Annotated in this window: 10 protein-coding genes; 2 read left to right on the top strand and 8 right to left on the bottom strand. The window is 50.5% G+C overall.

Translation table 11 applies throughout. From position 1 onward, the window contains the following. Window positions 1-314 precede the first annotated feature (314 nt). Window positions 315-2,249 carry a PAS domain-containing sensor histidine kinase gene (locus tag HHO50_RS00200; protein ID WP_181303990.1) on the bottom strand — a complete coding sequence of 645 codons (1,935 nt, stop codon included), beginning with the start codon at window positions 2,247-2,249 and terminating at the stop codon, window positions 315-317. A gap of 244 nt (window positions 2,250-2,493) precedes the next feature. On the opposite strand from HHO50_RS00200, the gene mgrA reads away from it, so the two are divergent. Together mgrA and HHO50_RS00190 are read left to right on the top strand one after the other, a co-directional pair. Beyond that, on the top strand, window positions 2,494-3,483 hold the full coding sequence (gene mgrA / locus HHO50_RS00195) for an L-glyceraldehyde 3-phosphate reductase (RefSeq protein WP_181303989.1): 990 nt from the start codon (window positions 2,494-2,496) through the stop codon (window positions 3,481-3,483). Window positions 3,484-3,833: 350 nt separating this feature from the next. Continuing rightward, a complete protein-coding gene (locus tag HHO50_RS00190) occupies window positions 3,834-4,643 on the top strand; it encodes an NIPSNAP family protein (protein ID WP_181303988.1) in 810 nt (269 codons plus the stop codon). Between the two features lie 112 nt (window positions 4,644-4,755). Here the strand turns inward: HHO50_RS00190 and HHO50_RS00185 are convergent, their stop codons facing one another. The 7 genes from HHO50_RS00185 to HHO50_RS00155 form a co-directional block, all read right to left on the bottom strand. Beyond that, complete coding sequence (locus tag HHO50_RS00185) at window positions 4,756-7,389, bottom strand: DUF5686 and carboxypeptidase-like regulatory domain-containing protein (protein WP_181303987.1); 2,634 nt, start codon at window positions 7,387-7,389, stop codon at window positions 4,756-4,758. A gap of 158 nt (window positions 7,390-7,547) precedes the next feature. Next, window positions 7,548-7,970, bottom strand: a complete 423-nt coding sequence (locus HHO50_RS00180; RefSeq protein WP_181303986.1) for a MarR family winged helix-turn-helix transcriptional regulator — start codon at window positions 7,968-7,970, stop codon at window positions 7,548-7,550. 260 nt (window positions 7,971-8,230) lie between these two features. Continuing rightward, on the bottom strand, window positions 8,231-8,488 hold the full coding sequence (locus HHO50_RS00175; protein ID WP_181303985.1) for an acyl carrier protein: 258 nt from the start codon (window positions 8,486-8,488) through the stop codon (window positions 8,231-8,233). Window positions 8,489-8,738: 250 nt separating this feature from the next. Continuing rightward, on the bottom strand, window positions 8,739-11,927 hold the full coding sequence (locus HHO50_RS00170) for an efflux RND transporter permease subunit (RefSeq protein ID WP_181303984.1): 3,189 nt from the start codon (window positions 11,925-11,927) through the stop codon (window positions 8,739-8,741). 41 nt (window positions 11,928-11,968) lie between these two features. Continuing rightward, the gene (locus HHO50_RS00165; RefSeq protein WP_181303983.1) at window positions 11,969-13,024 is read right to left on the bottom strand and encodes an efflux RND transporter periplasmic adaptor subunit; all 1,056 of its coding nucleotides are present in this window, start codon (window positions 13,022-13,024) and stop codon (window positions 11,969-11,971) included. Window positions 13,025-13,049: 25 nt separating this feature from the next. Continuing rightward, on the bottom strand, window positions 13,050-14,414 hold the full coding sequence (locus HHO50_RS00160) for a TolC family protein (RefSeq protein WP_370457504.1): 1,365 nt from the start codon (window positions 14,412-14,414) through the stop codon (window positions 13,050-13,052). 73 nt (window positions 14,415-14,487) lie between these two features. Then, a complete protein-coding gene (locus tag HHO50_RS00155; RefSeq protein WP_181303982.1) occupies window positions 14,488-14,952 on the bottom strand; it encodes a MarR family transcriptional regulator in 465 nt (154 codons plus the stop codon). Window positions 14,953-15,208: the final 256 nt, after the last annotated feature.

The raw sequence follows: 15,208 nt of genomic DNA, 5'->3' as shown, positions 1-15,208 counted from the left end.
TGGCGCAAGCGTCAGGAGGTAAATCACCAGTGACGGAAGATACTTTAGGTGACTTGGTATTAAGTAGCAGGATAAATTAAACTATCTAGTTTGTCATCCTGCAAGGATCTTATGGGCGAACAGGAAAAGCTGTAAATAAACGCCATTGCTGTTCGCTACCGAGATCCTTCCAGGATGACAAGAAGAGAAGAAGAGCTAGTTAGTTCTGTCCAATCACTTACATCCTCCCTTCCCGGGAAAAGCCAGGGCTAGGAATTTCCTTTAACCCATTGACTGATCATTGAAAACTCAAAGCTGTAATAAATAGGAAGCTTTTACTGCTTGAAATAGACGGTAAACACGGTTCCTTTCCCTTCCTCGCTTTCAACCGTGATTCTGTCATTGGAGTTGTCCAGTATCTTTTTAACCAGGTACAAGCCTACACCGGTACCCTCCACGTGGTCATGCACGCGCTTGAACATCCCGAAGATCTTGCCGTACTGGTTTTCTGGAATGCCCAAACCATTGTCTGACACTGACAGCACGTACTCACCCTTCTCAGAGATGCGGGTGCCTATTTTTACCTCAGGCGTTCTGTTAGGGGCTGCGTATTTGACGGCATTGGAGACCAGGTTATGCAAGATGCTGCGCAGGTTTTTGCGCGAGTAATGCAGTTGGTGGAAAGCCAGGTCATCTGCTATGATGTGGGCGTTGGTGGCGGTGATGGTGCTACGGAGATTTTCCTTTACTTCCTCCAGCAGGTCTGGGATATGGACGCTTTCATTATTCTGCTTTTCGGGCTGAAGTCTGGTGATCTCGGCGAGGTCTGAGATAACCTTCTTCAGGGTCATAATGGAACCTTGCATCAAAGATAGAAGATGCGCGTGTTCTTCACAGGCAGGCCCCATATCTTCCTGCAAGGCGGTGAGCAAGCCTTCTAAATTGGTGATGGGCGATTTAAGATCGTGCGAGGCGGTGTACACAAAGTTGTCCAGATCATTGTTGATCTGGAGCAGATCTTTGTTTTTCTGCATCAGCTCTTCGTTGCGGCGGCGTTCTGTGAGGTCGCGGGTTATTTTGGCGAACCCCAGCAAGCGGTTTTCTGAGTTGTAGACGGGCGTGAGCACCACATTGGCCCAGAAGGCGGTGCCGTCTTTTCTGATGCGCCAACCTTCGTCCTCAAAGCGGCCATCCTGCAAGGCTTTGTTTAACTCAAACTGCGGGAAACCCCTTTCAATGGATTCGCGGGAGTAGAAGGTAGAGAAATGCTTGCCTATGATTTCTTTGGCGGCATACCCCTTAATGCGCTCAGCCCCCGTGTTCCAACTGGTAATGATGCCATCGGTATTTAACATGAGTATAGCGTAATCTTTTACGCTGTCAATGAGTAGGCGGCTCTTTTCTTCGCTCTCTTTTAGCTCTTCATTGGCCTGAAAAAGCTGTTGCTCCAGTCTTTTCTTCTCTGTGAGGTCACGGGTGATTTTAGAGAAGCCGATGAGTTCTTTTTCTTTATTGTAGATGGCCGTAATGACCACGTTGGCCCAGAACGCCGATCCGTCTTTGCGGTATCGCCAGCCTTCGTCTTCAAAGCGCCCTTCTTCCCGCGCCATTTTCAATTCATACTCGGGGTAACCGTCCTGAATGGCCTCGCGGCTATAGAATTTAGAGAAGTATCTGCCAATGATTTCACCGGGTTCATACCCTTTTATGTTTTTGGCGCCTTGGTTCCAGGTGGCAATATTCCCTACGGGGTCTAGCATGAAAATGGCGTAGTCGGTGACGCCTTCCACCAGCAGCCTGAATTTCTCCTCACTTTCCTTCAGTTCCTCGTAGGCTTTGAACAGATCGTCTTCGGCCTTTTTCCGCTCAGAGAGGTCACGGGTAATCTTAGAGAAACCTATCAGTTCTTTTTGCGAGTTATAGACGGGCGTAATAATGACGTTGGCCCAGAAGACAGAACCGTCTTTGCGTACGCGCCACCCTTCGTCTTCAAACCTGCCCAGTCGTTTGGCTTCCCTCAGTTCAAAGTCTGGGAAACCGGTATCACGGGCCTGAGCGGTATAAAACTGCGAGAAGTGTTGGCCTATGATGTCCGCTGCCTCGTATTGTTTGATCCTTCTGGCCCCGGCGTTCCAGGTGGCTACGTGGCCGGTTGGTTCAAGTAAAAAGATGGCATAATCCGTTACGTTCTCAATGAGTAATTTATAACGGTCTTCTGTTTGGATGGTGGTTGATTGGGTTAGAACGGCCTCTGGATCTTCTGTATTCATGCTGTTAACTGAAAGCCAATAAGATAGGGGGTATGTCTTCTTCTTGCGCCGTGATAAGTTATCCAAATATCTTCCATTCTAAGCAGAAAGATGCTGAATATAGGTATTCTCCTAGTGTTTTCTTCTTTTAGTGAAAGGGAAAACTAACTTACGGGAATAGACAGTCTTAAGTTGTGCCTGAAACGAGGTTTGGCAGAAGCCGCCAGAAGCCGTATTTTACAGCCTTAACCAATGAAATAAAACTATGTCTTATACACCTTCGGCCCACCGCTACGCTTCTATGGAGTACCGGCGCTGCGGCAAAAGCGGACTGAAATTACCGGCGCTCTCCTTAGGCTTGTGGCACAACTTCGGGCACGTAGATGTATTGCAGAACTCGCGCCAGATCCTGCATGATGCCTTTGATGCCGGCGTGACCCACTTTGACCTGGCCAACAACTACGGCCCACCGCCCGGTTCGGCCGAAGAGAACTTTGGGAAGATCCTGCACGAGGATTTCAGGGGCTACCGCGATGAACTCATCATTTCCAGCAAAGCCGGTTACAAGATGTGGGAGGGCCCGTACGGCGATTGGGGCTCCAGAAAGTACCTAATCTCCAGCCTGGACGCCAGCCTCAAGCGCATGAAGCTGAACTACGTAGACATTTTCTACAGCCACCGCCCAGACCCCAATACTCCGCTGGAAGAAACCATGGGTGCGCTTGATGCAATTGTGCGCCAGGGCAAAGCGCTGTACGTGGGTATCTCCAACTACGAAACCCCCGAAGCCACCCGCGCCATTGAAATCCTGAACGAATTGGGCACGCCGTGCCTGATCCATCAGCCCAAGTACTCTATGTTGGTGCGCTGGGTAGAAGAAAGTTTATTGGATCTGCTGGAGCAGGAGGGAGTAGGCTGCATTCCGTTTTCGCCGCTGGCCCAAGGCCTGCTCACCAATAAATACCTGAAAGGCATCCCAGAGAACTCCCGCGCCGCCAAACCGCACGGCTTTCTGCAGGAAGGCGACATCACCGAAGTGCGCCTCAGCCAGATCCGCCAACTCAACGACCTGGCCGAAGGACGCGGACAGACGCTGGCCCAAATGGCGTTGGCCTGGTTGCTGAAAGACCCGCGCGTGACCTCGGTGCTCATTGGCGCCAGCACCCCCGCCCAACTCGCTGACTCCCTCAAGTGCATGCAAAACACGCAATTCAGCCCAGACGAACTGGCGCAGATTGAGGCTATCCTGAAATAAAGATTCTATCCTGTTTAGGGCTTGTTTTAAGGAAAACGGGCTGAAAACGACAAACCTGTGAGGCTTTCAAAACCTCACAGGTTTTTATTCTGCTGCTGGGTGGTTGTCTGTCGTAAGGCTTTATTTAGAGCCTTATTGCGCAAAGCATATACCTGTTTAGGAAAGCACGCATAGACAACCCAGCCGTCCGTTTTGGTGTTCTCACCAAAGAGCCAGACGCAGGCACCTTTCCGCTTGCTGGTGAAAACACGCAGCAAGGGCGAATTTTACTTTGACTTTCCTAAACAGCTTTATCAATAAGCCTTTCTGTGTACCCCAGAACTCTGTTTTACAAATTCTCTACTGCTTCTATGCACCTAGCCAAACGAAAAAAACGCATCGCTTTCCTGTTGGCAGCCTTCTTAGGGTTGGCCATTACTTTCAAGGCGGTTTCAGCGCCCAAACGGGAGTTCTACCAGCTTAAAATTTACCACCTGAAAGACCAGGCCCAGGAAAACCGGTTAGACAGATTCCTGAAAGACGCTTATTTGCCCGCCCTGCACCGCGCCGGCGTAGCCAAAGTGGGGGTGTTCAAACCCGCCCAGGATGCGGCGGCAAATGCAACCGGTTCTGCTGAAAAGCTGGTGTATGTGTTTATCCCGTTCAAATCTGCGGCGCAGGTTTTCAAAGTAGAGGAAGACCTCACCAAAGACAAACAGTTGGCCACCGCCGGTCAGGACTACTTTAATGCCGCCTTCAACAACCCGGTTTACCAGCGCATAGAAGTGGTGCTAATGGAAGCTTTTGAGGGCAACCCCATGTTCACGGCCCCTAACCTGAAAGCCGCGCCTGCAGAGCGAATCTATGAATTACGAAGCTACGAGGCGGCCACCGAAGATCTGCACGAAAACAAAATCGCCATGTTCAACCAGGGCGAGATGGAGATCTTCAGCCGGTTAGGGTTCAACCCCGTGTTCTACGCCCAGGTAAAAGCCGGAAGCAAAATGCCCAACCTGATGTACATGACGTCCTTTGAGAGCAAGGCCAGTAGGGATGAAAAGTGGAAAGCGTTTGGAGCAGACCCGGCCTGGAAGAAAATGAGCGCCATGCCCCAGTACGCCAACAACTTCCTCCGCGCCGATGTCTATCTGCTGCACCCCACCGCTTATTCAGAAATCTAAACAAACAGCCAGCCGTTTTCGGGTTGATTTCAGGAAAACAGGCTTAAAACCAAAAGGCCTTCCCGTTTCGTCAGGAAGGCCTTGCTGTTAGGGAAGGTTTATGGGCTGGTTTTTAGAAATCAAACTTAAACAAGGTTCTGATACCCAGTTCAGAAACGTCTGGATTGTCAAGGTATGTCAATCTTTTCACCACATCTACCCGGAATACCTTGAAGATATTACCCACGCCCAGGCTGGCTTCTACGTACGGTTTTCTATCCAGGGTATAGGTAATGGGCAAGCCCGAGGCATAGGTGGGGAAACGAAGAAGGTCTTGGTTCTTGGTAGGGTTGTTCTCTTCCCGTACCTTCCCGTAGAGCACTTTGAGCGTTGCCAATTCCCGCAACTTGGTTTTCTTAATCAACGGTAGTTTGTTGAAGATAAACCCGTTGAAACTGTGGTCAATGTTGATGCTGGCGTATTGGTCGCTCACAAACTCCAGGAAGTTCATGAGGTTGTACGACTGTACCTGGTAAAAATACGACTGGTTGGCTCTATGGATGGTCAGGAGGGGGAAGGGCACTTTGCCAAAAATATAACCACCTTCCGCCGCCACGTCTGAATACCCCAGTTGCGACCAGTAGAAGCGTTTAGATATGTTCATGGCCACGGTTTGGAAGTCGTAATCGCCGCCAAACAAGCCTTTCACTCCGGCCGAGGCCCGCAACGTGAAAACCGGGTAGCGGCTTGCAATGGGAAAACGATAGAGTTTCCCCTGCACAAACTCCTCATGGGGTGCCCACCGCAACTCCAACTGCAGCTGTGAGGTGGTGATGCTTTGCAGGCCTGCGGGTTTTGCGTTATCAGTGCCTTCGGTAGGCGGGGCGGTATAGTTGGCAGGTAGGTACTCTAAGGTGCCAGCCGGGCTCTGTTTCCAGTTCTTAAACCCAACGCGGTAAGAGAAGTGGTTGTTGAACTCGTGCAGGTAGTCTACATAATACGTTTCATTGTAGAGCCATTTGTCATTGTTACCGCGGTTAAGGGACAGCAGAATATTCCCCTCCTGAATGAACTGCAAATCCTGCCCCGGAATCTTGGTGTCTTTCTGGTAGTTTGCCCTTATAGCCCGTACCGGGAAATCAAAGATGGAGCGGTCTGTAAAGGAGTAGGTACCCAGCAGGTTGTACTTCCACTTCTCGTCTTTGAAGCCATAGGCGGCATAGGTTTCAAACATGACTTTCTTGCTGAACGCGGTGGTGGTTCTGCCGCCCGCCCGTAACCTGAAGCCTTCTACCGGATTATAGTTGTAGAAGGTGTTCACCGGTCCTATCTCAAAATAAGGCCCCGCTTTCTTGTAACCGGCAATAAACAGGGTTGCATAGTCTACCGTGCGTTTAAAGGAGCGGGTGTTCTGAAGACTGTCAATGCTGGTGTAAGTATTAGCCTCTGTAACGGAAAGACTGTCATGGCGGTTAGCGGCCCAGTAATTATCATCACGCACCTCGGCTACCGGTGCTTTCACCTCGGCTTCGCCTTCGTATAGGGTACCGGGCTGGGGCTGGTTTACCTGGTAATCTTTGAAGGAAAGGGTTCGTTCTCCGTATACGCCGCCTTTACTGTTCCCGGTCACCGCAAAGTCTGTTTTCAGTACGCTTTTGCTCAGGTTGTAGCGGCCATTGGGGAGTCGCTCAAAATCCAGGGTTATCTGCAGATCCCGCACCCAGTTAATGTTCACACTCTTGCCAACGCCCATGTCTACTTTCTGCACCGCGTAATTTCCGTCTGTGGTCACGTACAGTTTGCCGGTAAACAGAAAGTCGGTTTCGTTTTTAGGGCTGAAGGAAAGCTCTGTTAGTTTCTGGCCGTCTACCACTACCGTATCTGTGATGTAGAACCGGTAAAAAGTAGGAGACAGGTCTGCAATAGGACTCAAGAACTGGTTTGTTAGGATAGTGATGTTGTTTTTGTAGATGTCAATGTCTTGGTACATGTGCTTCACATAGTTCTTGACGTTGACGAATTCCCCAAAATTCACCTGCTTATCGGCCTCTACAATGGTTTTTCTCTTTTCAGGGTCTTTCCGGTAATAGTGCTGCGAAAGCGATTCCTGCAGGTACAAAGGCAGAACCCCCAAACCAGGCAAAATAGTAGTGTCTATGTTTTTGGTGACGAAGTCGTACTTCCTGAGCAGGATGTTGTTGCGCAGGTTCTCGGGCGTGTTGGTCAGCGAAAGTTGCAGCTTGTCATACTGGTGGTACTGCACGTAATCATAACTCTCCAGGCGGTTTTTGTTTTTGTTGTCTACCACCAGCCGGATGAGGTCTACGGCCGGATTGTTCTTGTTGCTGTAGTTGCGGCTCCGGCCTTTGATCACTACTTCCTTCAGTTGGCGGGCGTCGCTCTCCATCAGGATGTTCAGCACCTGGGCCTGCCCAAGGGCGATGTCGCGCGTGACTGGTTTGTACCCCAGATACGTGAACTGGACTTTGGTCTGGGTCTGCGTGGTCTTCAAGGAGAAGTTTCCCTCCAGATCAGTACTGGCCCCCACGTTAGTCCCCGGTATGAAAATGGAGACCCCAATCAAGGGCTCTTTGGTGAGAGCATCTTTGATGGTTCCTTTGACGGTGGTCACGGTCTGGGCCTGCACAGAAGTGAAGGGTGCCCCCGCAACTACAAAAAACAGGCAGCAGAAGTAGAAGAAACGTAGAAAACTGACACGTCCTTTTTTAGTGGGAATAGCCAGGGTATGAGGAATAGGAGGTAACATAGTATATGACAAAAAGTAGTATTGCCGTCAAGGCAAATTCTTCAGTAGAAGAGTGGTTTGAAGCTGTGAGGAAATATGCTTGATTATTCCGTTGATCTAGTCAACTATCTGGTGCGTAGGTGGTAGTTGACTTTGTCAACCAATAGCTTAAAAAAATATTAAATCCTGTTTTTTAGATGCAAGGCTACTTTCACAAAAGTGTTAATCTCTTCCTGGGTTAGGCCTTCCTGTAAATGAGTGATCACGCTGTGTTCAATCTTCTGGGCTTTCTTCAGCAGACTTGTTCCCAGCGGGGTGAGGAAGAGCGATTTTTTTCTTCGGTCACAGGTGTCTCCCATTCGTTCTACCAGCTTTTTCCCTTCCAGGACAGCTATAATTCTGAGCACCGCAGATTTGTCTTTCTCCACAATGTCGGCCAGTTCCTGCTGGATCAGAGTGTTGTTTTTAGATAAAAGGTTAAGAAATATAAAATGTTGGAAAGTGAGGTCTATACCGGCCTGCATAAATGCCTTCTCCACGGCTTTTCCCAGCGCCAAACCGGTTCTCCCAATCAATAATCCCAGATGTACGGCTTCGTTCATTTCTTGCGGTGTAACTGCTGCAAAGTTGAGAAAATTAGTTGATTTTATCAACTAATTACAGTATCCTCTAGGATACTGATAAGCAATAGAATAGGGCAGGAGAAGTGCGGTTGAGAGGCGTTTTTCAGTACTGCCGCAAAGCTGGGGGAGGGAACGACGGCAGGACGAAAAAGGGCGGGCGTTTTAGGCTGGTTTTTTGAAAAACAGGCCCAAAACCGGAAAGACGTGCGATCCTGTTTAGGGCCTGCGGTAAAAGAAAGCTAGGAAGCTTTTTTGGTCTGGTAAGAGACAAATTCTACAAAGTCGCCCACCGTGTTCAGCGGCACCTCATCTGGAATCTCAATCTTGAAGCTTTTCTCCAGTTCCCAGATCGTGCTGACCAGGTCAACGGTGTCAAAGCCGAATTCTTTGCTGAGGTCAGTGGAGATCCGGAGACGGGACGGTTGGATGCTTTTTACTTTACTGATGATTTTAACTACCTTCTGGGTAACGGAAGGAGGAACTGCTGCGGCTATCATATAAGGTTGGGTAAACGTGTTCTATAGTTTTTCTTTTTAACTACGGAAGAAAGAGGAAGGCTGGTTTTTGGGCTTCTTTTCAGAAAACAGCCTCTTTTCAGAGGGCTTGCAAAAACGCGGTGCAAAAGTACGATGGCTTTTGGTTTATCAGCTACTTGGGCCAGTTTCCTTTATGAAAGTGAAAAACGGGTGCAAAATGCGCCCGCCTTTCTTCATCATTCATTCTTCAATTCAGGTAGTATGTTTCTGGTTACACCAGGGCCGGTTGGCCGTGGTGCTGCTCTTTTTTCGCTTCCAGTTCGGCGGTTTCGCGCTCCAACTCCTCGGCGGTTTTGTCAATCAAGACAATCTCGGTTTGCTTGTCCCAGCCAAACTTGGCCAGGATGCGGTCAAAGCCGTAGTAGATGATAGGCACCACAATCAGGGTCAGGAACATGGACGAGCTCAGACCACCAATCAAGGCCCAGGCCAAACCATTTTTAGTGGCGGCCACGGAGCCACCGGCCAACGCGATAGGCAACATACCAATCACCATGGCCAGGGTTGTCATCAAAATGGGCCGGAAACGGATGCGCACGGCTTCAATCAATGCATCTTTCACGTGGTGCCCTTCCTTCTTCATCTGGTTGGTGAAGTCCACCACCATGATCGCGTTCTTGGCTACCAGACCAATCATCATGATAATCCCCAAGATGGAGAAGATACTCAAACTCTGCGCGGCCAAGGCCAAGGCCAGCAAGGCCCCAATGATGGCGAGCGGAATGGAGAACAGTACCACCAGCGGGTACACGTAAGAGTCATACAGGGCCACCATGATCAGGTACACGAAGATGATAGAAGCCAGCAAGGCGATCCCCAACGTACCGAAACCCTCACTCTGGTTTTTCAAGTCACCGGCAAAGTCAACGGTTACCCCGTTCGGGATTCTGATCTCGGCCATCTTCGCCTGGATGTCAGCCCCCACAGAACCAGCCGGGCGGCCGATTACCTGTGCGTTCACGTTCAATGAAGTGACGCGGTTGGTACGCTCCAACTGAGACGGCCCGGTAGACTGCCTGATATCTGCGAACTGCGCCAGACGCACCAGTTGGCCTGAGTTGTTCACGAAAGACAGGTTCCCTATGTCGGTCACGTTGCGGCGGTCAAACTCATCCAGCCGGATGTTGATGTCGTAATCTTCGGTGCCAGAGCGGAAAGTAGCGTCTGTGTTACCAGAGAAAGCCATTTGCATACCGGCCCCCACGCTTTCCAGGGACAGGCCCACGCTCGCCATTTTGTCGCGGTCTACCACTACCTCAATCTCAGGGTTACCACCTTCCACGGAGGTTTCCACGTCAACGGTACCTTCCACGCTTTCCACCAATTTGGTCACCTGTTGGGAGAACGTAATCAAGGAGTCAAGGCTGGGGCCAGACAATACTACCTGGATAGGAGCCTGGGAGTTACCCACCAGCCCTACCGGTACCGGGGTCACTTCCACGTTGGGCAGTTTGCTCTCTATATCAGCTTTGGCCTGACGGCTGAACTGCTGGGTACTGAACGCGCGCTCTTTCACATCTACCAGGGTAACAGAAACCTCAGACTGGTACGCCGAGTTCTGGCCCGCCTGGGAAGAAGAAGTAGTACCTACCGTGGTAAAGACCCTGGATACTTCCGGTATGCCGCGCAGGTACTCTTCCACCTGTTTGGTGGCAAAGTTGGTCTGCTCTACCGTCGCGTTCTTGGGCAACTCCAGCTGCAAGCTCACCTCGCCACGGTCACCGGCCGGAATAAACTCATTCCCAATGAAGCCAAACGGCACCAACATGAAGGAAGCAACCAGCAGCAGGAAGGTGGCCGCCAAGGTGATGAACTTATGGTTGAACGCCCATTTAAGCGCACCCGTGAAACCTTCAATGATTCTGTCCAGCAAACGCTCAAACCACAGGATAAAGCGGCCGAACATATTCTTGTCAGACACGTGCTCCAGTTTAGAGAAGCGGCTGGCCAACAACGGAATCAAGGTAAAGGCCACAAACAAGGAGATCAGGGTGGCTACCGCTACTACCACGGCAAACTGCCGCAGAATGTCAGATACCAGACCGGTTGACAAGGCAATAGGAATAAACACTACCACAATTACCAGGGTAATGGAGGTAACCGTAGCCATGATTTCTTTGATACCGTCATAAGCGGCCTGCGCCGGTTTCTTGCCCATTTCCATGTGCCGGTAAATGTTCTCAATCACCACAATGGCGTCATCTACCAGAATACCTACCACCAAGGAGAGTGCCAGCAAAGACATCAGGTTCAAGGAGTAACCCAATAGATACATGGCAATAAAGGTAGCCACCAAAGAGGCCGGAATAGACACCATCACAATGATCGCGTTCCGGATGGAGTGCAGGAACAGCAACATCACCACCGCTACCAGAACTACCGCAATCATCAAGTCATGCAACACCGAGTCAGCGGCTTCTAACGTAAAGTCAGAGCTGTCAGAGGCAATGCTGAACTTGAGGCCTTGGGCGGCATAGGTTTGCTCCAGCTTAGCCAGGGCGGCTTTGGTTTGGGCACTTACTTCCACCGCATTGGCGTCTGACTGCTTCTGGATGGTGATACCCACCGAGGCCTTGGAGTTGATTCGGCTCAACACCTCCACGTCTTTCTGGGTGTCCTGAACCTCTGCCAGGTCGCTTAAGCGGACAATTCCGTTCTGGTCTTCTCTGATGACCAGGTTCCGCAGTTGATCCAAAGACTGGTATTTCCCGGAGAGACGAAGCTGGGTTTGGCCGTTCTCGTTCTTGATTCTACCGGTAGGGAAGTCTAGGTTGGAGTTTCTGATTTTCTGCTGAACCTGTAGAATGGAAATGCCATAGGCCTCCAGCTGATCGGCTTTGATGTTCACCTTGATTTCGCGCTCGGCACCACCCAGCACTTTGATCTGGGCCATACCCGGCACGCGGGAAAGTTCCGGCGTGATCTTGTTGTCAATCAGGTCGAAGAACTCGGTGGCGGGCATGTTAGCCGTAGCCCCCATCTTGATGATGGGCAGGTCGTCAAAGTCAAACTTGTTCAGGGTAGGGGCGTCAGCGTCTTCGGGCAGGTTGGCCAGAATGGTGTTTACTTTCCGCTGGGCATCTTGCAAGGCCAAGTCTACGTTGGTGCCCTGGTTCAATTGTACCGTGATGATGGAGAAACTCTCCAGAGAGGTTCCTTTCATCTCTTTCACGTTCTCCAGCGAAGAAAGCACATCTTCAATCTCTTTGGTCACGGAGTTCTCCACCTCGTTCGGCGAAGCCCCAGGGTAAAGAGTAGATATGGTCAATACCGGCGGGCTGAACTTTGGCAGCAACTCGTAGTTGAGGGATTGGTACGAGACAATACCCAGTAGGGTGAGGACGGTAAAGACCACCACTACCAAGCTTGACCGCTGTATGGATAATTTGGTTATGTTCATTTTTTTACTTCTTCTTAATAAGAAAAGCTACTTGTCTTAAATTATTTAAGTGGGGTCACCTGAATGCCTTCACGCAGGTTGATCTGCCCGCTCTGCACTACTTTCTCGCCGGGTTGTACCCCGTCCAGAATCTCCACTTGGTCTTGGGTTACAACCCCCACTTTCACTTTGCGGAGAGAGGCTTTGTTGTCCTTCACCACCCATACGCTTGGATCCTGGATACTCCCCACAATGGCTTCGCGGGCTAACAACATGGCATCACGCTGATCGGCTACCTGGAAGGCCGCCGTGCCGTACATACCCGCACGCAGGTTGTTTTTGGCGGTGTTCTTCACCTCAATCTCCACGTCATACTTCAGGGTGGCGTCTGCCTGCGCCGCTATAGCGGTCACGGTGCCATCATATTCCTGGGTTCCTCCGGCGTTGGCTGACACTTTCACTTTCTGGCCTTCTTTCACCAGAAGTACTTCTGCCTCAGAAACCGTCACGTTCAGTTTCAACCTATCCACGTTCACGATGTCATACAACTTGGTTCCGGGGTTCAGGTAAGAGCCTACCTCTATGTACATCTCGTTGATCTCGCCGCTAATAGGGGCCGTGATGCGGGTCTTGGTCAGACGCTGGCGGGCGGCCACCAATTGGGCACGGGTAGTACTTACATTCAGACGGACGTCTTCCAGTTGGCGCTTGGTGATGGCCTCACCCGCAGCCAGGTTCTCAAAGCGACCCAGGTCACGTTTGGCTTTCTCATAGTTGGCTTGGGCGGTGGCCAGATCAGCGTTCATGGTGCTGCTTTCCACTTGCACTAACAGGTCACCGGTACGCACGCGGTCTCCTTTTCTCTTGAGCACGCGCTGGATCTGGCCAGAGGTCTCAGACATGAGCGTAAGGCTCTGCACCGGCTCAAAGTTTCCCTGCACGGTGAAAGATTTGTCTAACTGGGCAGTTTTGGCCTCAGTAAGCGCCACTGGAATGGCCTCGCTTTTGATCTCGGCCACAGCGGCGGCTTCGGTCATTTCCTTTTTGTTCTTGTTAAGGGTATAAGCTACTGCGCCCACCAAGACAACAACAACGAGGATATAAATTAGCTTTTTCATTTTTTTAAGATGTACGGATAAGGTGTTATTGGATTAGGTTTTTGATCTCGCCGCGGGCTCTGATGTAGTCCAGCTGGGCTATTTGGTACTTCAGTCTTTCGTTGTTCAGGTTGGTTTGGGCCTCACGCAGGCTTACCTCGGTCTCCAGAACATCTGTCAGAGGAGACAGCCCTTCTTTGTAGAGGGCATTGGTGTTGTTGTAGACTTCCTGGGCAAGCTGAACGTTTCGCTCCTGCGCCTGGATGGAGGACAGGCTGGTTTCCATCTGACGGATGCTGTTGTCTAAGGTCATCTGGGTGTTACGGGTCAGCTTGCTGATGTCATACTCCACTTTGTTGACCTCAACCTGCGCCTGGCGGATCTGATTCCGGCGCTGGAAGCCGTCAAAAATAGGGATGTTCAGTTGCACACCCAGGGCCACAGAGTTGAACCAGGGCTGGTTTCCGTCAAAGAACGTAAACTCATTGCGCTGCGCGTTGTAGTTGAACTGCCCAAAGCCGCTCAGGCTGGGATAGTACCCAGATCTGATATTCTTGACGTTCAACTCGTACAGTCTCCTTTGGGTAAGCAGTTGCTTGTAGTCTACGCGCTGGGCCAGAATAGCTTTGGCGTCCTCTACAGGCGGTATGGCAGAGCCCAGCAAACCGGTAGAATCTGAAATCTCAAGGGGTTGGTCTATGGGCAGCCCCATGAAGAATTTGAGTCCGTTCAGTTGCTGCTCATACGTGGCCGCCAGCGTCTTCCGCTGGTTCTCCAGGTTGATCTTGTTCACCGTTACCCGGTTCAGTTCCACTTTGGTGGCCACGTCATTCTGGTACTGCAGATTCAGGATCTTCTCCAGTTGCTCCAGGCGGTTGAAATTGGCCTCTATGTTGTTGAACTGCTCCTTGGTTTGCAGCAGCTGCAGGTAAGAGGAGCTTACGTTGTAAAGCACCTCCTCCTCGCTCATGCGGGTGCGCAGGGCATACAGATCACGGGTGGTGTTAGCGGCCTCCAGTCCTACAAAAAACGACTTTCTGAAGATAAGCTGCTGCAACTCCAGACCTCCCTGGGCCACGTACTTCGTGCCGAACTGCACCGGAATAAAGGTGCCGGCAGGTTCTCCCGCCAGTTCACCAGGCAGCAGCTGAACCGCCAGGGCTGGGTTTACGGTCAATCTGCCGTTGGCGGAAAGCTGGGGAAGGCCGGAGCCTTTGGTTTCCCTGATCCGGTATTCTGCGCTTTGCTCGTCTTGGAGCGCTTTTTTCACGTCTTCGTTGTTGGCAACCGCGTACCTCAAGGCCTGCTGCAAGGTGGTAGGGCCGGTTGGTAAGGTTTGCTGGGTCTGCGCGAAACTGAAACTGGCTACTAAAGTGAGTAGCAGGCTCAGTATGGAATGCTTCTTATTCACGGTTTTACTTAGTATTAATTGGTTTTTAAATTTTTTAGTTCTGAATTAGAAGAACTAATTGGGTAAAAAAATATTAGTTTCTCTCTTTAAGCCACTTCTGCAAAAGGGCCGGGACTTCTCTGGAAAGAAACTCCATGAACTCAATGCGTTCCAGCACCCTCTCGTTCATTTCGGGGTTCACATCGCCCCTTAGTTCATTGGCTTGTCTGAGCAGCTTGCTGAAGCCCAGAACAGATCCCATTTTATTCACCACCTCTTCGTGCCAGTTTTCCAGCAACGCCCCAAAGTACCGTTTCCGGTCGCCAGAATACGTGGTGTACTCAATGAGGTGCATCTGTTGTAGTAACTGGAGGGCATTACTGGCGGCACTTTTGCTGATGTTCAGGGTCTCCACAATCTCCTCAAAGCTAAGGTGCGGCCGGTCAGAGACGTAGAGCAAGCCCATGATCCTGCCAGTTACGGGCGGAAAGCCCTGCTGCTCATGGTAAATGCCCATTTTCTCAATCAATTGTCTTTGTTCTTGCGTTAACTGTGCCACTGCTGCTCCTTTCGTTTGTTTAAGAACAGCACAAAGGTATAAGTTAGTTTCTTTGGTTCATAATTTTGAGAACCAAATTTTAAAATAATTCTTTACCTGCTTTTTGTTAAAGATAGTTCAATGATAACCAGATGTTTATGGTGGTATGCTGAAGCGATGGATAGTTTAAAAGGAAGGTGATGTGGTCTTCCTAAGAGAAAGGCGAGGCGTTTTCAGGCTGTTTTTTCAATTTCAGACCTGAAACGAAAGGATTGGA

This window comes from Rufibacter sp. XAAS-G3-1, assembly GCF_013623775.1.
GTDB lineage: Bacteria > Bacteroidota > Bacteroidia > Cytophagales > Hymenobacteraceae > Nibribacter.
The sequence above is the reverse complement of the archived record's forward strand: the minus strand, read 5'-3'. Positions and strand labels throughout refer to the sequence as shown.

Excerpts from the sequence above, each read along its gene's own strand:
- HHO50_RS00200 (WP_181303990.1), bottom strand. The coding sequence starts at position 2,249 with ATGAATACAGAAGATCCAGAGGCCGTTCTAACCCAATCAACCACCATC.
- mgrA (WP_181303989.1), top strand. The coding sequence starts at position 2,494 with ATGTCTTATACACCTTCGGCCCACCGCTACGCTTCTATGGAGTACCGG.
- HHO50_RS00190 (WP_181303988.1), top strand. The coding sequence starts at position 3,834 with ATGCACCTAGCCAAACGAAAAAAACGCATCGCTTTCCTGTTGGCAGCC.
- HHO50_RS00185 (WP_181303987.1), bottom strand. The coding sequence starts at position 7,389 with ATGTTACCTCCTATTCCTCATACCCTGGCTATTCCCACTAAAAAAGGA.
- HHO50_RS00180 (WP_181303986.1), bottom strand. The coding sequence starts at position 7,970 with ATGAACGAAGCCGTACATCTGGGATTATTGATTGGGAGAACCGGTTTG.
- HHO50_RS00175 (WP_181303985.1), bottom strand. The coding sequence starts at position 8,488 with ATGATAGCCGCAGCAGTTCCTCCTTCCGTTACCCAGAAGGTAGTTAAA.
- HHO50_RS00170 (WP_181303984.1), bottom strand. The coding sequence starts at position 11,927 with ATGAACATAACCAAATTATCCATACAGCGGTCAAGCTTGGTAGTGGTG.
- HHO50_RS00165 (WP_181303983.1), bottom strand. The coding sequence starts at position 13,024 with ATGAAAAAGCTAATTTATATCCTCGTTGTTGTTGTCTTGGTGGGCGCA.